This is a genomic window from Microbulbifer sp. YPW16 (assembly GCF_021290385.1).
GTDB lineage: Bacteria > Pseudomonadota > Gammaproteobacteria > Pseudomonadales > Cellvibrionaceae > Microbulbifer > Microbulbifer zhoushanensis.
The window spans coordinates 3,434,278-3,454,404 of record NZ_CP089928.1 but is presented as its reverse complement, the minus strand read 5'-3'; the positions used below and the strand labels follow the sequence as shown (position 1 = coordinate 3,454,404).

Genomic DNA, 20,127 nt, shown 5'->3' with positions numbered 1-20,127 from the left:
GCTCCCCCGCGGCCAGAGATTACGCCACAGGGCCGTTGGCACTTTTACGCGAAGTCTTTCACCTCAAGTTGCGCCCGCACTGTCCGCGCTGCCTCAACCATGTTCAAAAGCGACGTCCCCACCTCGGCCCAGTCACGGGTTTTCAGGCCACAGTCCGGGTTAACCCACAGCTTTTCCGGCGGGATTACCGCCACCAGTTTCTGCAATCGGTCCACCAGCTCCTGCCGCTCCGGTACATTGGGAGAATGGATATCGTAAATGCCAGGCCCGATTTCATTCGGGTAGCCGCCATTGGCACCGGCGAAAGCCTCCAGCAACCGCAGGTCTGAGCGGGCCGACTCGATGGTGATGACATCCGCATCCAGCGCCACAATCGCGTCCATAATGGTGTTGAAATTGCTGTAACACATATGGGTGTGGATCTGGGTTTCCGGCTTTACCGTCGCACAGGTAAAGCGGAAACAACCCACAGCCCAGTCAAAGTAGGACCGGTGATCGGACTCGCGCAACGGCACACCCTCGCGCAGGGCAGGCTCATCGATCTGGATAATGCCGATGCCCGCCTTTTCCAGGTCCAGCACCTCCTCGCGCAGTGCGCGGGCAATCTGCAGGCAACTTTCACCGCGCGGGATATCCTCCCGCGGGAAGGACCAGTTGAGGATGGTCACCGGGCCGGTCAGCATGCCCTTCACCGCCTTTTTCGTCAGCGACTGAGCATAGCGACTCCACTCCACAGTCATGGGGCTGGGGCGGGAAATATCGCCGAAGATAATCGGCGGTTTGACACAGCGGGAGCCATAACTCTGCACCCAGCCATTGCCAGTGTGGACAAAACCGTCCAGCTGCTCGCCGAAGTACTCCACCATGTCATTGCGCTCAGCCTCACCGTGCACCAGCACATCCAGGCCCAGGATTTCCTGGCGACGCACCGCCTCGGCAATTTCCGCGCGCAGGTGATCCAGGTATTCCTGTCGGCTGATATCTCCCGCACGGTACTGTCGGCGAATCTGGCGCAACAGGTCAGTCTGCGGAAAAGAGCCGATGGTGGTGGTGGGTAACAGGGGAAGCTGCCAGCGCCGGGCCTGCAGTGGCGCGCGCTCGCTATATGGCTGCGCGCGCCAGGTGTTCTCCAGCCCTGCCGGCACATGGGCTTCCCCACCGCCAATGCTCGCACCCGCGGCCGCATCACCCGATGTAACCGGCTCACCCGAATGCAGGGCCTCCTGCAGCTGGCGCAGCTCGTCGAGCTTCTGCCGCGCATAGGCGAGCCGTTGGCTCTGCTCAACCGGCAGTGCCTTTTCCGTGTCCAGGTCCACCGGGCAGTGCAACAGGGAGCAGCTGGCAGACAGCCACAGGTTATCCCCCAACTCCCGCGCCAACGGGGCCAGCCGGCCCTGCCAGCCAACGAGGTCAGCCCGCCAGATATTGCGGCCGTTTACCAGCCCCACTGAAAGCACCTGTCCGCCGCTGCAGGCGGCAACCGCCTGGCCGACCTCTTCCGGTGCCCGTACCGCATCGATATGAACCCCCTGCACCGGCAGGCCGAAGGCCAGCGACAGGTTTTCCCGCAGTGGGGAGAAATACGTGGCCAGCAGTTTTTTCGGGCCCTGCCCTTCAGCCAGCGCTGCGTAGGCCGGCGTAAAGGCATCGCGCCAATCCCCCGGCAGGTCCAGACCCAGGATCGGTTCATCCAGCTGTACCCATTCCACGCCGGCCTCTGCCAGCTGCTGCAATAGCTGCCGGTACAGGGGCAGAAGTCGTGGCAAAAGTTCCAGCCGGTCCCCGGCCGCACGCCCCAACCACAGGTAAGTGAGCGGCCCGATCACCACGGGTTTCGGTTGAAAGCCCAGGTCACGGGCCTCTGCCACCTCCGCCAGCAACCACTCACTGTCGAGCGAAAACTGCTGCCCGGCCTCGAACTCCGGCACCAGGTAGTGGTAATTGGTATCAAACCATTTCGTCATGGCGCTGGCAGCCACCGGCTCGCCACCCGGTGCACGGCCACGCGCCATACGGAAGTACTGGTCAAGCTTGCTGTCCGCCGCACCCACGGTAAATCGCTGTGGCACAACGCCGAACATCAGGGAGTGATTCAGTACCTGGTCATACCAGGCGAAATCCCCCACGGTTACCTGGCCCAGGCCTGCCTCGGCCTGCACCTCCCAGTTCCCGCGACGTACCACTGCCCCGGCTTCCAGTAGCTGTTCCTGCGCCATCTCTCCACGCCAGTAGGCTTCCAGTGCCCGCTTCAGCTCGCGATTGGCGCCAATGCGCGGATAACCGAGAATATGTGTCTGTGCCATTACGTTTCCCTCATGTGCTTGTTCTTTTGCCATTCGCTGATACTTACTCTTGCCGTCATCACGGCAGTGAGCCTGCATCTGCCCGGGCGCACACAAGGTGCGCCCCTACATGCCCCGCTCTGTTTCCCTCTGTTCCGGCAAATCCCCTGAACTTCGTGATCCCGGCTCGAGCCGGGTGACGAGGGCGGGAGAGTCATCTTGCCGGGAAAGCCGGACCCATCGCGGCCATTGGCCATAGCGAAGCGCCCTGTAGCCGGCCATCAGCCGAGGCGCGAAACCGAGGGTTGATTCTGCGATCCATGTGATATTCAATCAATTTCATATTTCTTGCCTAGAACATGAATATTTCTAAAGATGATTGAATTACGCCACCTGCGGGCCCTGACGGTGCTGCGGGAGACCGGCAGCATGGTTCGCGCTGCGGAGCGAATGCACCTGACCCAGTCCGCCCTCTCCCACCTGTTCCGGGAGATGGAAGACCGCCACGAACAGGCGTTGTTTGTGCGCAAATCCCGGCCGCTGCGCTTTACCAGCGCCGGCCTGCGCCTGCTGCAACTGGCGGACGATGTGCTGCCACGGGTGGCAGTGGCGCAGCGGGACCTGGCCCGGCTGGCCTCGGGCCAGGCAGGGCGGCTCAATATCGCCATCGAGTGCCACAGCTGTTACCAATGGCTGATGCCTACTCTGGACACCTACCGGGACAACTGGCCCGAGGTGGAACTGGACCTGTCCAGTGGCTTTCACTTCGCCCCGTTGCCGGCCCTGACCCGGGGAGACCTGGACCTGGTGGTAACCTCCAACCCGGACCCGGAGCTCCAGGGCATCCACTACGCCCCGCTGTTCAGTTTCGAAATGGTGCTGGCCGCCAGTCGCAAGCACCCGCTGGCGGCAAAGAAGTGGGTGACGCCGGAAGACCTGGCCGGCGAAGTGCAGATCACCTATCCCGTGGAGCGTGAGCGGCTGGATATTTTCCAGCACTTCCTGGATCCCGCCGGTGTGGAGCCGGCAGATGTGCGCACGGCTGAGCTCACGGTAATGATGGTGCAGCTGGCGGTCAGCGGCCGCGGTATCTGCGCCCTGCCCAACTGGGCCCTGCACGAATACCTGCAAAAAGGCCTGATTGCACAGCTACGCCTGGGAGAACAGGGTTTGTGGAGCACGCTCTACGCGGCAGTCAGGGAAGAGATGCTGGGGCAGGCCTATCTGGCGGACTTTCTGCAAACCGCAAGGGATACCTGCTTTGCCAACCTGAACGGTGTTCGCGCTGCAGAAAACGGGGGGCACAGCCTTTAAACGAGAATCGCAAGCAGAACTACTGGGAAGAACAGTAATCAGGGGCTGGAAGCATAGGGGAGGCAGCAACGTCCTGGACCACCTGTCGACCGACAGGGGATTCACGCGGAAGTAGAAAACACGGTAATCTTTCACAAAGACTAAACCGGTATTCAGGGAGAGATATTATGACCGACACCATCCCCCAGAAATGGCACCCCTTGAGCCGTGGACTCCACTGGCTGATCGCCATCCTGTTCCTGTGCGCCTGGGCTTCGGTCGAACTTCACGAAGGGTACGACAAGGAAGATCCCATGCGTAGCTGGTGGATGGTGCTGCATTTCTCGATCGGGTTGAGTGTGCTGGTGTTCGTGATCGCCCGCATCTACTTCCGGGCCATCTACCCCCGCCCGGAACTCTACGGCGGGCGCTGGCAACGCAAGCTCTCACAGCTTGTGGAAAGCCTTTTCTACGTCATCATGCTGGCCATGCCGATCACCGGGATGGCCATGCGGCAATTCGCCGGCAAGGAAACCACGGTTTTCTGGCTATTTGAAATACCCACACTGGTAGAAGAGAACAGCGACATCGCCAAGCAACTGGCCTTCTTTCACAAGGAGCTGATCTGGAACGCCTTCCTGGTGCTGCTGGTGCTGCATATTGCCGGCGCCCTCTGGCATCACTTCGGCAAGCGGGACGGGACGCTGCGGCATATGTTGCCGTGGGGAAAGAGCTGACAATTCTTACTGGCGCAGCCCGGCCATAAAGCCGGGACTGCGCAGCAACAACGGATTACTGTTTTCTCTTACGGGGCTTGTCCGCGGTTTTGGGGCCGGACTTGGGCTTGGGCTTGCGCTTGCTCTGCGCCGGCTTGTCGCTAAACCGTGAAATTCGCATCTCCCGGCCTGCCACACGCACTTTTTTCAGATGACTGAAAATCTCCTTGGGCATGCCCTCGGGCAGGTCCACGGTGGTGTATTCCGGGTAGATTTCAATGCGACCGATGTAGGAACTATCCAGGTCCACTTCATTGGCAATAGCACCGACGATGTTACCCGGCTTGACGCCGGCCTCGCGGCCCACCTCGATACGGAACCGTTCCATCCCCTCATCCGGCGGCGGCATTTTCTTGTCTTTTTCGTAGCCACCCTGCTTGCGGCCGCGGCTCTCGAAATCGCCATCCCGTTCGCGGCGCTCGCGCTTCTCGCGCGGCTTGAATTCCTGCTCCTTGACCAGCAGCGGCTGGTCACCCTGGGCCATGGCGGCCAGGGCAGCAGCCAGGTCCAGCGGGTCCACCTCGTTCATCTCCAGGTACTTCTCCGCCAGCAGGCGATACGGCGCCAGGTCGATATCACCGTCGAGCGTCCCGGTGATACGGTCGCGGAAGCGCTGCATGCGCGCGTCGTTCACCGCGGCGGCGCTGGGCAGCTCCAGCTGCTCGATAGTCTTCTTGGTGGCACGCTCGATCGTGCGCAGCATCCGCCGCTCACGTGGGGCCACGAACAGGATGGCATCACCCTCGCGGCCAGCGCGGCCGGTACGGCCGATGCGATGGATATAGGCCTCGGCATCGTAAGGGATGTCATAGTTGATGACATGACTGATCCGCGCCACGTCCAGGCCGCGCGCAGCCACGTCGGTGGCCACCACGATATCCAGCTTTTTCTTTTTCAGCTTGTCGATCACCGCCTCGCGCAGGTTCTGTGCCATGTCGCCGTTCAGGGCGGCACTGGCGAACCCTCTCGCGGCCAGCTTGTCGGCCAGCTCCACGGTGCTGTTCTTGGTGCGCACGAAGATGATGGTGGCATCCACCGGCTCTGCTTCCAGGATACGGGTCAACGCGTCCAGCTTGTGCAGGCCACCCACCGGCCAGTAGCGCTGGCGGATGGTCTCCGCGGTCTCGGTCTTGACGCGGATCTTCACCTCTACCGGCTCGCGCAGGTACTCGCGGGCAATGCGGGCAATCTCTTTGGGCATGGTGGCGGAGAAGAGCGCGATCTGGCGCTGCTCGGGAATCTGGTCCAGCACCCATTGCACGTCGTCGATAAAGCCCATGCGCAGCATTTCGTCGGCTTCATCGAGGACCAGGGTCTTCAGGTTGGACAGGTCCAGGCTGCCGCGGCGCATATGGTCCATGACCCGGCCCGGGGTTCCCACTACCAGCTGCACACCGCGCTTGAGCTGCAGCATCTGGCCGCGGTAATCGGCGCCACCGTAAATGGGGGCCACATGGAAGCCTTTCAGCTTCTGGGCGTAGGACTGGCAGGCCTCGGCTACCTGGATGGCCAGTTCGCGGGTGGGCGCCAGCACCAGCGCCTGGGGGCGGCGGTCCTTCAGGTCCAGCTGCGCCAGCAGCGGCAGCGCGAAGGCCGCGGTCTTGCCGGTGCCGGTCTGCGCCTGCCCCAGCACATCGTGGCCGGCCAGTAATGAGGGAATAGTCTGCGCCTGGATCGGCGACGGGGTTTCATAGCCCAGGGACTGCACGGCACTGAGGATTTCGGACGGCAAGTCCAGCTGGTCAAAGCCAATCGGCTCGGGGGTATCGGTCATTTTGGAATTCACTTGAATCTACATAGGGGGGCCAGGCGTGGCCAGGTTCCCGGTGGGATAACCATAGCGCACAGCCGCACATTGCTGGGCAGGCGAAAAAGCCCATTAATAGCAACCCGCTATCTTCAAGCTTATTCAACGCAGTACAGGGGCCTTTGGCGAGGAGGTCTGTTACCCATGAGGCTTATGTCCCGCTTGCAACCACGTAAGGTGGTGGGGGCAGAAGGCCGCGCAGTCTAGCAGAGTGGCGGGCAGATTGGCAGCTTATTTTTTAACCAATCGAATTTGAAGGAAGCCCGGAGCCTCCCCGGCGCCAGAGACAACCGGGGAATGCCAGTCAGGCGGACGGTCAGTCGCGTCCGTACAGGTCGCGGGTGTAGACCTTACCGGCAACATCTTCCAGTTGCGGGCACATGCGGTTGGCCACAATAACATTGGCACGCTGCTTGAACGCCTCGAGATCGTTGATCACCGGGGAGTTGTAGAAGCTGCCACCCTCATATGAAGGTTCGTAGACGATCACCTCGATCCCCTTGGCCTTGATCCGCTTCATAATTCCCTGGATGGAGGAGGTGCGGAAGTTGTCGGAACCTGCCTTCATAATCAGCCGGTGCACACCAACAACCTTCGGCTGCAGCTTCAGGATGGATTCCGCCACAAAGTCCTTGCGAGTCGAGTTGGCATCAACAATGGCCTTGATCAGGTTGTTGGGCACATCCTCATAGTTGGCCAGCAGCTGCCGGGTATCCTTGGGCAGGCAGTAGCCACCGTAGCCGAATGAGGGGTTGTTATAGTGATCGCCGATACGCGGGTCCAGGCCGACACCGCTGATAATCTGGCGGGTATCCAGGCCATGAGTCTCGGCATAGGTATCCAGCTCATTGAAGTAGGCCACGCGCATCGCAAGGTAGGTATTGGAGAATAGCTTGATCGCCTCCGCCTCGGTGGAGCCGGTCATCAGGACCGTCACATCCTTGCTGAGCGCGCCCTGCAGCATCAGCTCTGCAAACAGCTCCGCTTTCGGCGATTGCCCGCCGACCACAATTCGCGATGGATACAGGTTGTCATACAGCGCCTTGCCCTCTCGCAGGAATTCCGGAGCGAAAATAATATTATCATTGCCAAATCGCTCGCGGACTTCCCGCGTAAAGCCCACCGGGATCGTTGACTTGACCACGATGGTGGCGTCCGGGTTGATGGCCGTAACATCCTCAATCACAGACTCAACGGTGCTGGTATTGAAGTAGTTGGTCTCGGGGTCATAGTCGGTGGGCGTGGCCACGATGACAAACTCGGCATTCCCATAGGCCTGCCGCTTATCCAACGTGGCGGTAAACTGCAGCTCTTTCTCGCGGAGGAACAACTCGATCTCCGCATCAACTATCGGGGCAACTCCCCGGTTAAGTCCATCTACGCGCTCGGGCACCACGTCCAGAGCTACCACCTCACTATACTGCGCCAGCAGCAGGGCATTGGAGAGCCCGACATAGCCCGTACCGACCACGGCGATTTTCATGTTGAAGTCCCTTGAAACCCGTTGATTCGTCGCGCCAACCACCGTGCAGGCATCGCTGCTCCAGAGTTTACGCTGGATAGTGCGGCAATTTTATGAAACAACGTACAGGAGGAATTCAGGTCGGACCCTGGATTGGGTCCAACACTGGCAATCACTCTACGGAATCGGGCTATACCGCCTCCGCTACCGGCTGCTTCGCCGCAGCCAGGAAGCCCTGCAGTTCATCGCCCAGGTCGGGGTGGCGCAGTCCGTATTCGATCTGGGCCTTCATGTAGCCCAGCTTGTTGCCACAGTCATGGCTGCAGCCAACGATCTGGTAGGCTTCGACCCGCTGGCGGGTGAGGAGCTGGTCGATGGAGTCGGTCAGCTGGATCTCGCCACCGGCGCCGGGCTGGGTCTGCTCCAGCAGGTTCCAGATCTCCGCTGGCAACACGTAACGACCTACCACGGACATGTTGGAAGGGGCTGCGTCGACACTGGGCTTCTCGACCAGGCCGTCAATCTTGGCGGTGCCGCCGGCGTGCAGCTCGGCACCCAGGCAATCCACCACGCCATATTTGCTGACTTCTTCCCAGGCCACCGGCTCCACCATGATCTGGCTGTGACCGGTCTGCTCAAAATTGCGTACCATGGCCGCCAGGTTATGGACCGTCGGGTCAGCCCGATACTGGTCCACCAGCACATCCGGCAACAGTACTGCAAAGGGATTGTCCCCTACCACAGGGCGGGCGCAGGCAATAGCGTGACCCAGGCCCTTGGCCTGCGCTTGGCGCACGGAAATCACCGTAACGTCCTCGGGCACGATCGAGCGTACATCGTCCAGGATCTGGCGCTTCAGGCGGTTCTCCAGCTGCGCTTCGAGCTCAAAAGAGGTATCGAAGTGGTTGGCGATGGCGTTCTTACTGGCGTGGGTGACCAGGACAATTTCCTTGATCCCGGCACTCACCGCCTCATTGACCACATACTGGATCAGCGGCTTGTCCACAATCGGCAGCATCTCTTTCGGGATGGCCTTGGTGGCAGGCAACATACGAGTCCCCAGGCCAGCCACCGGGATGACTGCTTTTTTCACTTTGTTCATTTTTTTTACTCCTGATGCTTACTATCGGAATTCCATTTCACTGCGCGGGCCCTGCCCGCCACTCGTTGGATGCCAATGGCAGCCGTGACTCACTGTCACCTGGATATCACTCAAGTATTTCAATTCTTGTATACATACCCTCCCTCCGGCGGAAGGCTTCCTTTGAGCTTGCAAGATACGCGCCGGCCTGACAACCCGGAAACGCTTACAAATGATTACATACGCCATATCGCTGAGAGCCGGGAATCTTCCGCCAAGCGCGACCAGCCTGATTACACTTCGCACAACACTGGATCAACCACCAAAAGGGAACACCAGGGGAAGAAGGAGCAGGACAGTGACCGAGTAGGCAACCGTCAGGGGCATCCCGGCACGGACAAAGTCCCGTAAATGGTAACCACCAAGGTTCTGGACCATCAGGTTGGTCTGGTAGCCAAATGGGGTCAGGAAACTGGCACTGGCCCCATAAGCGACCGCCATCACAAACGGCATCCAGCTCACTCCGAAACTCTCGGCCAAACTCCACGCAAGCGGGAATGCCAGTGCTGCAGCTGCGTTATTGGTCATCAGTTCGGTCAGGGCCAGAGTCAGGAAAAACACCCCTATCAACCCAATGTAGGGACCTGCGCCCGCCACCGTATTTCGCAGGCCCGACGCCAATAGATCCGCCAGGCCACTGCCAGAGAATGCTTCAGCCAATACCAGGGCACTGGCGATAATCAGCCATATCTGGAAGGGAAAGCGCCGCTGCAGCTCTGTGGTAGAAACAATATTCAGGCTGATCATACCGCCCAGGAGCACCACCAGTCCTTTCAGTAGCGAGAAATACTCCAGTGCCGCACCTGCCACCACAGCAGCAAAGCCGAAGCCCAGCAGCCAGCTATCCCGCCGGGACAGCTGGCGCTGTACCTTGCCGCCACTGATAACATAGAAGTTTTTATCGATATTGCGATGGTGTTTCCAGTCCGGTCCCACTGCCAGGAGCAACGCATCCCCCGCACGTAACTGGATTTCCCCCAGCTTTCCAGAAAGCCGTTCGCCACCACGGCGCATGGCTACTACAGCCGCATCAAACCGGGTCCGGAATTGGCTGCTCTTCAGCGATTCACCAAGGATGCTCGAATTGGGGGTCAATACCACCTCGGTCAGGTCCAGCTTCAGTTGTTCGTCTTCCAGCGCAAAGACCCGGAGCCCCTCAATATCCTGTAACCGCCCGAGATCTTTTACATCGCCGCTGAAAATCAGCTTGTCTTCGCTACGAATGATTTCCGTTGGCGCGACCGGGCTGATCACCCGCCCCCCCCTGACAATCTCCACCAGATACATCGTTTCCAGCTGGCGCAGACCGTTTTGCTCGACGGTTTTACCGTTCAGGGGCGAGTCCTCGACAACCTTGGCTTCCAGCAGGTATTCCTTGACCGGCTCAATCGAGGTGCGCCCTTCCGGCAACAGACGATTGCCTAGCAGCAGGACCACCAGTCCTACTAATGTGGCTCCAAGGCCCACGGGCAAGAACGCAAAAAAATCCAGCCCGGGCAGGCCTCGATCAAGTACAAAGCTGTTTACAATCAAATTGGTGGAAGTACCTATTAACGTCAGGGTACCGCCAAGGATCGCAGCATAAGACAAAGGTAACAGCAGCTTGGCCGGCGGATAGCGCCTCTGGTTTCGCACACTGGAAGCGAGCGCCGCAACCACAGCCGTGTTGTTGAGGAAAGCCGAACTCAGTGCCGTGGCGCCGGTCAGGCGCAAGAGGCTTCCCTTCAGGGACCCATTAATCAATCCATCAGAGATTGCACGAAGCCAACGGGCTTTTTCCAGGCCGATGGAAGCCAGGATCAAAGCCACCAGAGTCACCAGGCCAGGATTCACCGCCTTCTGGAGCACCGATTCGGCTGGCACCAGCCCTGTCAGGAAACAAACCGCTGCTGCGCAGGCAAAAACCAGCGACGGCCTGAAGCGAGTGAAAATAAGGGAGACAATAACCAGCAGAAATATACCGGCAACGACTAACTGGGCGAAATTCATGTGATTATCTTGCCGGTCGGATCAACGAAAACAGATGATTATTTTTTGTTCAGTGCATAAAGTCTCAATTATGCCAAATCTGCCAGCAGCAACCAAAAGACATTTTTGGCCATTCTTTGACCGCTGATGATTATCCTACCTGGGCGAACACTGCTTCCCGATTCCGGCAGGCTGCCCTGAAGCATCTCTCTCCGGCGGAGATGTTGCCTGCACGATGCTACCAGCCCTGTTAACGCGCCTCCTGATGGACGGCCAACAGGATTTAGCCCCACCCAGTAAGAGATTAGACCCGGTTTCCGGCAAATTATCCCCGAAAACAAAGGCAGAGTGGAACTGCACCATCGGTCTTATGCACACCGTGCCCGGTATCCAAGTGGTCGGCCCCGGAAGCCAGCCAACCCACTCCTGAATAGGCGCGCATTCGGGCATTTGGAGTCGCCAGGGAAATGGCTACTTGCAAACCGGAAGCTAAACCTCCACCCCGCAGCTCCACCAAATACGAAAAAGGCCACATCCTTTCGGATGCGGCCTTTTTCGTATTTGGTGGAGCCTAGCGGGATCGAACCGCTGACCTCAACACTGCCAGTGTAAAAAATGCGTAAATCCCAGTGAACCACGACGAACAATTATAAGCAGTAAAATCGCCCTTTACCTATACAAATCAATAGCTTACATTGTTCACCCTTGTTCACTGCTAATCTTCACCTCCCTCCCCTGTTCATTCAGATTGGACTTAATATGGACTTAAATTTAGGATCAGGGGATTCTAGGAGGATTCATGCAAGCCAAGCTTACCACCACAACGGTCCGAGGCCTTGAGCCCCAGGAGAGGGCTTACGAGGTCGTGGACTCCGAGCTGAGGGGCTTCCTGCTCCGGGTCCAACCCACCGGGCGGAAGACCTTCTATTTCTCCTATCGTACAAATGATGGCCGGCGCAAGCGGATCAAGATTGGTGCGCTGGGCCCCTCGCTAACCATTGCCCAGGCTAGGGACCAGGCTACAAGCATGGCCGGCAAGGTCGCAGAGGGAATTGATGTCCAGGGAGAGAAGATTGAGGGTCGCCAGAAAGCCAAAGAGGCCCTAAAGGGTACTCTGGGACGCTTTCTGACCGACCAGTACGAGCCCTGGGCACTTTCTAACCAGAAGAGCGGCCAATACACGATCAACACTGTCCGCGCGTCCTTCCCCGACCTCCTGGACCTACCTATGAGCCAGATCCAGCTCCGGAAGATCGAGCGCTGGCGAACCGACCGACTCCAAGCAGGCCGTAAGCCCTCCTACGTCAATCGCTGTGTGAATGCCCTTCGTGGGGTCCTGACTAAGGCGGTGGAATGGGAGGTGCTGGAAGAGCATCCCCTGAAGAAACTGAAGGCCCTGAGAGTCGATGAGGGCCGGAAGGCCCGCTACCTGTCGCCAGAAGAGGAAGAGCGGCTGTTCAAGGCCTTGGAACAGCGGGACAGTGAGCTGAAAGAAGGACGGGAGCGAGGAAACCAGCACCGCAGAGCGCGGGGCTACCCTCTCCTGCCCGACCTGAGCGGTCATGCCTTCGCCGACCGCATGACCCCGCTGATTACCCTTTCCCTCAAGACAGGCATGAGACGCGGGGAGCTGTTCGACCTGGAATGGTCATGTGTCGATCTCGACAAGAGAGTCATCACCGTGCGGGGAGAGACAGCCAAGTCCAGCAAGACCCGCCATATCCCGCTAAGTCCTACTGCCCATCAAACTCTGGTTGACTGGCTGCGCCAGGCACCACTACCGGATGGCTTGGTATTCCCTGCCGACGACGGTGGCCGCCTGGACAATGTTAAGAGCTCCTGGAACAGCATCCTGAAGAAGGCCGGCATAGAGAAGTTCCGCTGGCACGACATGCGCCACGACTTCGCCTCTAAGCTCGTCATGAATGGAGTCCCCCTAAACACGGTCCGGGAGCTATGTGGCCATGCCAGCTTGAACACTACGTTACGTTATGCGCATTTAGCCCCGGACCACAAAGCTGACGCCGTCGCCCTGATTGGATGAAAACAGATAGTTAAGCAGCAAGGACTATAGAAATGACCCACTACTCAAGCCCCTGCTATACGTTAGCTGAAGCCCAAGAGATGCTGTCTTTAAGAGGTTCCGAGCTAGCCCATGCCATAAGATCCAAAGAAATCCAAGCGGTCGTATATACAGGCCATAGGCAGATCCTGCTGTTCGTGCCCAAAGAGACTGACCATTGGATCGGCTGTGCAGTAATCCGGTATCGCGGCCACATGTCACTACATGTGGATACCATAGCTAGTCTGCTGGACGGACAAATCATTCATGTGGGCCAAGGCTGGGGTTACGTGTGGGAGGACTTTGGCGTTTCTGACTGGCGCCACCAATACCCATTTGAGCGTGAACTACCCCACGGTCCGATTAGAGAGTGGAGGCCTGTCGAGAAAGACAAGTTTCCGCTACACAAATTCTATGCTACCCCCCTCCCCAAAGAAGCTACGCCATGGACGGACACTCTCGCCGACATGCTCGACAAGATGGCCAGCCCAGAGCCGGTACCTAAGGAATTTGAGGACTTTCGAAAGAGCTTACCAGGCAAAGAAGGACCGATCCTCGATTTTAAAAGCAACTCCAGATTCGAGCCGGAATCCCTAAGAATTCCCGCCTCCGAAATAGAGCGTTTTCGCGATCGACAGTCTCAAGCCAGATTCGAAGTTCGTAGAACGGCAGCAGTTGGTGATGTAAAGGCGCAAACTCGAGGTCTTCGCAGCAGCCAATTACACGAGTTGATCGAGCGTATAGTTCGTGCCGACCCTCACATAAAAGCCAAAGCGATCTGGCGACTCATAGAACAAGACGCCGATCTTGACGAACCGGTATTCGACACTGACCACATACTAGTTCGTGTGGACTCCGACTGTATCGAGTGGTGTAACCGGAGTGGCAAGTCCCTATCGCTTACCTGGAATTCATTTGGCCCTACGTTAGCTAAGATAAGGAGTAGGCTTGCCGCGGAGTGCCCCGAGTAAGCACCCTAGCCAACTGGGCAACCGAAATTAAGCAGAAAAGTTAAGCGAAGCGGTAAATAATTAACGCTAAGGTTAATCAACCCCCTATTTATTAACGCTAACGTTAATCAACCATTTCCGCCCTTTAACGTGGCCACATGCTCACTGATAGACATGAGGCAAACATGGGGCACAACAGCGAAACACTCCAATCTCGCGCTCTCAGCGAACAGGAAGCGGCGCAGTACATCTGCATGAGCCGCTCATTTCTTCGCCAATCCCGCATGGACGGTAAGCGAGACTCCCGGACGCCAGCACCACCCTTTATCAAGATCGGTCGTGCCGTCCGCTACCTGCGGGAAGACCTGGACCGGTGGCTGGACGAGCAGCAGAAGCTGGACCACCTGGGCCAGCTGGGGCTATAGCATGGTCGCCACACCGGACCGAGCCTATAGCCCACAGGGTCCTGAACCCTGTTCAGCCTATAGGTCGCACCCCGCTCTAACCCTTTCAGCCCTCACAAGGGGACCTATAGGCGTTATCCGGCCTATAGGCCAAAGGATCATCCCTCTGGGCCTACCTATAGATCCTCGGGGCGAGCCAAGAAGGGGCTTCCATCATGGCTGAGTTTGCCCTGGATAAGGCATTGGGTATCACCGAAGGCTTCGGGACTCGTGAGTGTCGCCAGTTCCGAGAGCGGATCTTCCGCGCACACGAGTACATCTGCCCGCCCCTCGCTCACCACTACAGGCGCCTCGCACTCCAAGAGGGGCACGTGGCCGCGAATACAGAGCTGCGCAAGTTACACAAGCAGCTCACCCTTGGCAGATCATTTGAGGGGCTGTTCATCACTTCATCAGATGACGAGGTGAAGAGCTTCGCCAGCCGCAAGGCCCCACAACTGAAAAGGGCCTTTATCCACATACTCAAGACTCGCGGTTTCAGGAAAGCTCTTGAGAAGGTTATTTCCGTATTGGATACCTGTGGGTTTGAGTTCCCACACCCCGCTCCGTACGAAGCGGGCCATGATGAGCTGGCACCGGCCCTCGCGCGCACATTCTGCGAGCAGTGGTGGCGCCGGCAGATCCGCAGGCGTCAGGACACCATCCTGGAGACGGTGCATATCAAGCTGGGACTGGTTAACAAGCAATCCGGTATCTATGCCAGCAACAACGGTGTGAAGCGCAAGCTCTCCCAGTGGAACCGGAATGAGGGCCTGCTGGCCAAGCTGGTTGCCGAGAATGATGTAGGCCAGGTCTTCAGCCTCCTGGATATCAGCAAGCGAGGCATCTCCAACCTGACCAACCGCCGAAACGAGCTGATGACCCGGCTATCTGGCTTTGAGGCCACCTCAGCCAAACGGGGAGATGTAGGGATCTTCGTGACCCTCACCGCTCCGTCCAAGTACCACAGCTTCCTGTCCAAACCTTGCATACCCAACCCCAAGTATCAGGGCTATACGCCTGCCGACGCCCAGGCCTACTTCAACCGCCAGTGGAGCAAGGTCCGGGCGAAGCTCGACCGCATGGCAATCAAGCCTTATGGGTTCCGAGTGGTAGAACCCCACCACGACGGGTGCCCCCACTGGCACCTGCTCCTGTTCCTGCCGCAAACAGAGGTGAAGCCAGCCATTGAAGTCATGCGCCACTATGCCCTGGAGGTGGATGGCCATGAGACAGGAGCTGACAAGCACCGTCTGAAGGTCGAATACATCGACCCAGACAAAGGCACTGCGACCGGCTATATCGCCAAATACATAGCGAAGAACATCGACGGAGTGGACGTGGGCGAGGACCTCTATGGCCACGAGGCAATAGAGAGTGCCACCCGTATTCGCGCCTGGGCATCAACCTGGGGAATTCGGCAGTTTCAGCAGCTCGGCGGTCCGGCGGTTACCGCTTGGCGGGAGTGCCGACGCCTGTCTCACAGTGACCTCAAAGAAGCCGTGTTGGACTCTGTGGGGGACGAGAAGCTGGCCGAGATCGTCAAGGCCGCTGATGAGGGAGACTGGGAGCGGTTTGTGGACCTGTCCGGCGGGCCCACTGTTGCCCGCAAGGACCAGCCTCTGCGGGCTTACCAGGTCACCAAGCCGGCTCTCAACAAATATGGGGAAGAAGCCAAGAAGCTTTTGGGGCTGCTATACCGCGGAGTCGAAAAGGTCAGGACTCGGTTCTTTGACTGGACCATCCGGCCGATGGCTGTATCGGAGCAAGGTGGCGAATATTCGCCCCTGAACTTCTCTTCAGGCGGGGCGAACGCCCCGCCCTTGGAGTTCTGTCAATAAGTGTACGAATATCACTTACCACTAGCTATTCTGTAAGCAATGCACAAGATATTTTAAGCAGTACGCGGAACCATACGGAGGTCCTAGAGGACGAACCCCGGGAATAGAAAAGGCCTCAACCAAGAGCATTATCGCAGCGATCTTAGCACTATCGGAGAACCCTGCTTGTGCACGAAATATATCTATCGATGCATGCTTTGCAAACCCTCTCCGATCCGCCTCCTGCAGATGCCTAAACATATGTGATAGCTTCATCGCGGTCGAACTTTGTGGGCCTGCAATAAGAATTGAAAAGGCCAGATTCCGGACATTATCCTCAGTTAAAGGTATTTCCCGTAAGGAGCTATCAATAAATCGGAGGGCAACATCTCTCGGACACTCTTCGCCCAAGAGGTAGGAAAGAAGCATGACAGGAAAAGATTTCACTGAAAAACATGAGTCACAAAGCTCAATATAGGTCTGAGCGAAATCATTATAACTCACTCCAGACTGATGACAGTCAAGCATTTTCGCCTTAATCACAGAAAATGTACTTACCGCCTCTAAACCAACGTGATTTGCCACCTCTATTATCGCAGGATCGTCCGTTACAAAAATTCTATCTCCATATCCCAGGCACGATAAAAAAGAATCCTTAGTCACAACGTCCAAATTATTGAGAATTTCAACAACTTCCTCTTTTGGATCTTCTGCAGGAATAGTTGAAATTTCATATCTATCAAAGTTTTTAGTTAAATCATCAATCCCTGACCCTCTCGTCACTGATTGATGTTCAGAGAACTCGTGACACATGTAAGCAGCAGAAGGGACAACACTAACCTCAAGTCTTTCCCAAAGAGACGTTCGACAAAAAATCGTGTATATCGCACCTGGGTCTAAAATTAGCTTTTTCCCTTCGAGACAATCAAGCTCAAGATCTCTATGAACAACATTCACCGAACGCTTAGGAGCAAACTCATGCACACTTCTCCAGGCACGAAGATGATTTCCATCTGACCCCACTAGTGAGAGAGCTAAAGGGAAACCCGTATCAAGCACCTCCTGTAGCACTGACTCTCTCTGCTCATCAGAAGTTGCAATAAATTTCCTGAATTCTTCAACAACTTCACCTCCAGCGCCCACAGCCAACTGAAAAACACCAGTCTCTTCAGGCCTTTTTGACAGAGATGTCATTGCATGGCGTCGCATCCAGAGATACGGATGTATAATTGCTGAAACCTTTCTGGTAGCACCTTCTAGCTCTACCTCATCCCCCACAGAGGCGCTTTTTAAGGCTGGGACGTCATCCGGCCCCTTAGCCAAAGTTAAGGGGCCATTAGCGACCTGGGAATCAATGAGGATAATCTCACTGGCATCATCAAGAACATATGCAGCAAAGCTTTCCTTGTCAGGCTTGAGATCTGCGAGAACAGCAGATCTATCAAGCCATATGGGATTAAAAAAGAAGACCATGACCAATTTTTGAATCTCATGCCTATGGCCATTTCGCTTATAGATATTATAGAGCCTTTCATAAATTGAGAGGGTATCAATAATTCCGCCACAAAACTGTAAGTAGCATAAAACCTGATAATCGCTTGCATTTTCTGGGACCCCCCACTCCGACACCCATTGCCGAACCTTTTCATGGTTATTTAGCAGGTAACACAAATGCAATATGTGGAACTTTATAAAAACCGAATCAACTTTCTCAGATGCTGCTTCAAGCTTTTCAAGGGCCTCCGATGGCCCCTTCGTGGAAAGTGTAAAATTGAGAAAAATATCAGCCACATTCTTATCAGAAAAAATTATATCCTCACCAATCTTACCAAAAGCTCTCGATAAAGATTTCTGAAAATTTTTCTCCAGCAGCAACTTCAAATATATCCATTGAGCATGACCAAGACCAAATTCGACGCCCTCAAATACCGAGCTTAAAAGGTTAAAGGATTCATCACTCAACCCCACCGAGTGCAAAGCAATAGCTAAGTAAAAACGCTCTGTAATTGATGTTTCTTGACTTAGCAAATGCTTTAAGTAGCCTACACCTTCTTCTCTCTGATCAAAGTTAATTATTTTTGCTACTGCGAGCTGAATTGCATAATGCTTGTCAGTTACAGAATACAAATCTGCCGACTCGGCGTTGAGCGCAGCTCCGACACTCGGGTTAACCTCCAACCCTTCCGCCTCAGATTTTCGGCCAGAATTCATCAGAGCAACAAATTTTTCGTTATGAAGATTATCAGTTATCTCAGACGGAAGGGAGTCAATAAAGGTAACCATTCCCTGCCAATCTTCCATACCTTGATAACAAAGAGCGACTGTTCTTACCACGTCAACGGGGCTGGATAGGAGCTGATTTAAACTAAGTACATCTACAGCCTTTGAGTATTCGGAAAGTAAAGCATAAGCCAGTACTAAAAGTGACTTACCCTCCAAGTAATCATAACCATCACCTTCAGCCTCCTTAACAGATTCGAGCAGCTCCCTCTTTATCTGATGGAGTTCACGCAATACGGAAGCAGGAATATGAACATTATGAGATACTAGCTCTAGAGCGATGATTTCCTTCAACCTTAAGTAGGTTGGAAGCATCACTTTCAAATAGTCCTCAACTATATCCAAATGAACATGACTCAAGTACGCTCTCGCCTCATCAAAGCTCTCCCTTGCAATTGCATCTAGAACTAAAAGTTGAATAGGTCCAGAAAGCTTCTTCAACTTTTCCGAATCGCCGTCCTCAATGGCGTGTGAGATTTTTTCTCTAGCCAGCAATTGAAACTCAGGTTTATCACACCCCATCAAGTAGTAAATTAGTACGGCACTATCTTGGTACTTTTCGATGAGCGACTTGAAAACGTCTCCCTCCACACCCTGGATTTTGTCCTTGGTAATGGCACGCCATACATCAATAGCTCGGTGACAGCCAACTGCCCCCTCAACTTGCCCTAAAAACTGGAGGCAATCAGCGAGCTTCTCCAGAGAATACAGTGCCCAGCAATATAGCGATATCGCATCTGACAGCACTTCAGAATTAAAATTTGACAGATCATGGTCAAAAACCAAGTTTTCAAGGAGACTGATTGCCTCTTGATAACGATTTAATCGGAGTGCCTTTCTGGGTGCTGTTAAGAGGGATTCTCCTATCGGATTGTGGACGGGGACAGGTCGGCTCATTAAATTACCGAGCCACTTACCGAGACCAAAGACACCTGCTAATCCCGGCGAGACGTTGACTGTCAGATTAACGTTATTCTGGTCACCCTCGATAGCGACTGATTGATTAATATTTTTTCGAGTCGAGTCGTACATTCCAAAAAAATCCAGGCAGGTGTTATCAAATATGGCTAACTTGTAGCTTAATCAGGCTCACTTTTAGTCTGAGGATTCATGAGAAACCGCTCTCGACTCTAGGTATGCCGCGCCCAAGCTTGCGGCACCCACAATTAACGCTGCGAGGATTGTTGCCCAAAAGGCCATCCAACCACTGCCACCGGATCCTGAAGAAGTATTGGCGCTCTGCGAAATCTGATTGCTGGAGCCAATGACTTTGACCTTCTGCTTAATGCTCATTTTTTGCCTCCCTACTTAGGCATCCAAGTCAGTCCATACCAGCCGCTTTTGAGGCTAATGCTCCGTTAGCAGCTGCCACATGGTATCACTGGAAGAGGGATGGATTGGGAATCCACAAAGAGGAGCAGCTTGGAGGGATCTCAAGACTGAGATGCAGGGTGAGCGAGGGGTATCACCCCACTGACTCTAATACTCTTGCGTTGCCGACTCTCTGGACTTAATAGGGACTTAAATTTTAGACACAAAAAAGCCCACTCAATGGCGGGCTTCTAAGTCGTTGATTTACAACGATAATTTGGTGGAGCCTAGCGGGATCGAACCGCTGACCTCAACACTGCCAGTGTTGCGCTCTCCCAGCTGAGCTAAGGCCCCAAATTGGGTTGCTTTCTCGTGGGTTTCCCCTGAAAGCGAGGCGCATTTTAACAGCGGGCCGGCGCCTGTCAACAGGGAAAATAACTTTTTAATCAACCAGTTACGACCGGTGCGTCGAGATCGGTCTTTTGTGCGCCCCGGGCCGGGAGTCACTGTGCCAGCCTGGTCGTGAATCCGG

13 protein-coding genes and 1 tRNA gene are annotated in these 20,127 nt (G+C 55.7%); 6 read left to right on the top strand and 8 right to left on the bottom strand.

Annotated elements, in window-relative coordinates:
• Nucleotides 1-44: 44 nt before the first annotated feature.
• A complete protein-coding gene (gene metE / locus LVE68_RS14930; protein ID WP_232941234.1) occupies nucleotides 45-2,303 on the bottom strand; it encodes a 5-methyltetrahydropteroyltriglutamate--homocysteine S-methyltransferase in 2,259 nt (752 codons plus the stop codon).
• A gap of 354 nt (nucleotides 2,304-2,657) precedes the next feature.
• On the opposite strand from metE, the gene LVE68_RS14925 reads away from it, so the two are divergent.
• Both LVE68_RS14925 and LVE68_RS14920 read left to right on the top strand, forming a co-directional pair.
• Nucleotides 2,658-3,596 (top strand): LysR family transcriptional regulator, encoded by a 939-nt coding sequence (locus LVE68_RS14925; protein WP_232941233.1) that lies wholly within the window; start codon nucleotides 2,658-2,660, stop codon nucleotides 3,594-3,596.
• Between the two features lie 167 nt (nucleotides 3,597-3,763).
• Nucleotides 3,764-4,312 (top strand): cytochrome b, encoded by a 549-nt coding sequence (locus LVE68_RS14920; RefSeq protein WP_232941232.1) that lies wholly within the window; start codon nucleotides 3,764-3,766, stop codon nucleotides 4,310-4,312.
• 55 nt (nucleotides 4,313-4,367) lie between these two features.
• Here LVE68_RS14920 and LVE68_RS14915 read toward each other — a convergent pair whose 3' ends face one another.
• From LVE68_RS14915 to LVE68_RS14900, 4 genes are all read right to left on the bottom strand, one after another.
• Nucleotides 4,368-6,125, bottom strand: a complete 1,758-nt coding sequence (locus LVE68_RS14915; protein ID WP_232941231.1) for a DEAD/DEAH box helicase — start codon at nucleotides 6,123-6,125, stop codon at nucleotides 4,368-4,370.
• Between the two features lie 349 nt (nucleotides 6,126-6,474).
• The gene (locus tag LVE68_RS14910) at nucleotides 6,475-7,641 is read right to left on the bottom strand and encodes a nucleotide sugar dehydrogenase (protein ID WP_232941230.1); all 1,167 of its coding nucleotides are present in this window, start codon (nucleotides 7,639-7,641) and stop codon (nucleotides 6,475-6,477) included.
• 169 nt (nucleotides 7,642-7,810) lie between these two features.
• Nucleotides 7,811-8,722: a UTP--glucose-1-phosphate uridylyltransferase GalU gene (gene galU, locus LVE68_RS14905; protein ID WP_232941229.1), complete on the bottom strand. Its 912-nt coding sequence runs from the start codon at nucleotides 8,720-8,722 to the stop codon at nucleotides 7,811-7,813.
• A 294-nt stretch (nucleotides 8,723-9,016) separates the two neighbouring features.
• Nucleotides 9,017-10,750 carry an SLC13 family permease gene (locus tag LVE68_RS14900; RefSeq protein ID WP_232941228.1) on the bottom strand — a complete coding sequence of 578 codons (1,734 nt, stop codon included), beginning with the start codon at nucleotides 10,748-10,750 and terminating at the stop codon, nucleotides 9,017-9,019.
• A gap of 778 nt (nucleotides 10,751-11,528) precedes the next feature.
• Here LVE68_RS14900 and LVE68_RS14895 point away from each other — a divergent pair.
• The 4 genes from LVE68_RS14895 to LVE68_RS14880 all read left to right on the top strand — a co-directional run bounded on the left by LVE68_RS14895 (nucleotide 11,529) and on the right by LVE68_RS14880 (nucleotide 16,025).
• Nucleotides 11,529-12,773, top strand: a complete 1,245-nt coding sequence (locus LVE68_RS14895; RefSeq protein WP_232941227.1) for a site-specific integrase — start codon at nucleotides 11,529-11,531, stop codon at nucleotides 12,771-12,773.
• 32 nt (nucleotides 12,774-12,805) lie between these two features.
• Entirely contained in the window at nucleotides 12,806-13,762 is a 957-nt protein-coding gene (locus LVE68_RS14890) for a hypothetical protein (protein ID WP_232941226.1), read from the top strand.
• Nucleotides 13,763-13,899: 137 nt separating this feature from the next.
• The gene (locus tag LVE68_RS14885; RefSeq protein WP_232941225.1) at nucleotides 13,900-14,166 is read left to right on the top strand and encodes a helix-turn-helix transcriptional regulator; all 267 of its coding nucleotides are present in this window, start codon (nucleotides 13,900-13,902) and stop codon (nucleotides 14,164-14,166) included.
• 194 nt (nucleotides 14,167-14,360) lie between these two features.
• On the top strand, nucleotides 14,361-16,025 hold the full coding sequence (locus LVE68_RS14880) for a replication endonuclease (RefSeq protein WP_232941224.1): 1,665 nt from the start codon (nucleotides 14,361-14,363) through the stop codon (nucleotides 16,023-16,025).
• A 21-nt stretch (nucleotides 16,026-16,046) separates the two neighbouring features.
• On the opposite strand, the gene LVE68_RS14875 is transcribed toward LVE68_RS14880, so the two are convergent.
• The 3 genes from LVE68_RS14875 to LVE68_RS14865 form a co-directional block, all read right to left on the bottom strand.
• The gene (locus LVE68_RS14875; protein WP_232941223.1) at nucleotides 16,047-19,316 is read right to left on the bottom strand and encodes a hypothetical protein; all 3,270 of its coding nucleotides are present in this window, start codon (nucleotides 19,314-19,316) and stop codon (nucleotides 16,047-16,049) included.
• Between the two features lie 63 nt (nucleotides 19,317-19,379).
• Nucleotides 19,380-19,577, bottom strand: coding sequence for a hypothetical protein (locus LVE68_RS14870; protein ID WP_232941222.1), 198 nt, complete (start codon nucleotides 19,575-19,577; stop codon nucleotides 19,380-19,382).
• Between the two features lie 296 nt (nucleotides 19,578-19,873).
• A tRNA-Ala gene (locus LVE68_RS14865) sits at nucleotides 19,874-19,949 on the bottom strand.
• Nucleotides 19,950-20,127: the final 178 nt, after the last annotated feature.

Coding starts and splice junctions, on each gene's coding strand:
- metE (WP_232941234.1), bottom strand. CDS start 2,303: ATGGCACAGACACATATTCTCGGTTATCCGCGCATTGGCGCCAATCGC.
- LVE68_RS14925 (WP_232941233.1), top strand. CDS start 2,658: ATGATTGAATTACGCCACCTGCGGGCCCTGACGGTGCTGCGGGAGACC.
- LVE68_RS14920 (WP_232941232.1), top strand. CDS start 3,764: ATGACCGACACCATCCCCCAGAAATGGCACCCCTTGAGCCGTGGACTC.
- LVE68_RS14915 (WP_232941231.1), bottom strand. CDS start 6,125: ATGACCGATACCCCCGAGCCGATTGGCTTTGACCAGCTGGACTTGCCG.
- LVE68_RS14910 (WP_232941230.1), bottom strand. CDS start 7,641: ATGAAAATCGCCGTGGTCGGTACGGGCTATGTCGGGCTCTCCAATGCC.
- galU (WP_232941229.1), bottom strand. CDS start 8,722: ATGAACAAAGTGAAAAAAGCAGTCATCCCGGTGGCTGGCCTGGGGACT.
- LVE68_RS14900 (WP_232941228.1), bottom strand. CDS start 10,750: ATGAATTTCGCCCAGTTAGTCGTTGCCGGTATATTTCTGCTGGTTATT.
- LVE68_RS14895 (WP_232941227.1), top strand. CDS start 11,529: ATGCAAGCCAAGCTTACCACCACAACGGTCCGAGGCCTTGAGCCCCAG.
- LVE68_RS14890 (WP_232941226.1), top strand. CDS start 12,806: ATGACCCACTACTCAAGCCCCTGCTATACGTTAGCTGAAGCCCAAGAG.
- LVE68_RS14885 (WP_232941225.1), top strand. CDS start 13,900: ATGCTCACTGATAGACATGAGGCAAACATGGGGCACAACAGCGAAACA.
- LVE68_RS14880 (WP_232941224.1), top strand. CDS start 14,361: ATGGCTGAGTTTGCCCTGGATAAGGCATTGGGTATCACCGAAGGCTTC.
- LVE68_RS14875 (WP_232941223.1), bottom strand. CDS start 19,316: ATGTACGACTCGACTCGAAAAAATATTAATCAATCAGTCGCTATCGAG.
- LVE68_RS14870 (WP_232941222.1), bottom strand. CDS start 19,577: ATGAGCATTAAGCAGAAGGTCAAAGTCATTGGCTCCAGCAATCAGATT.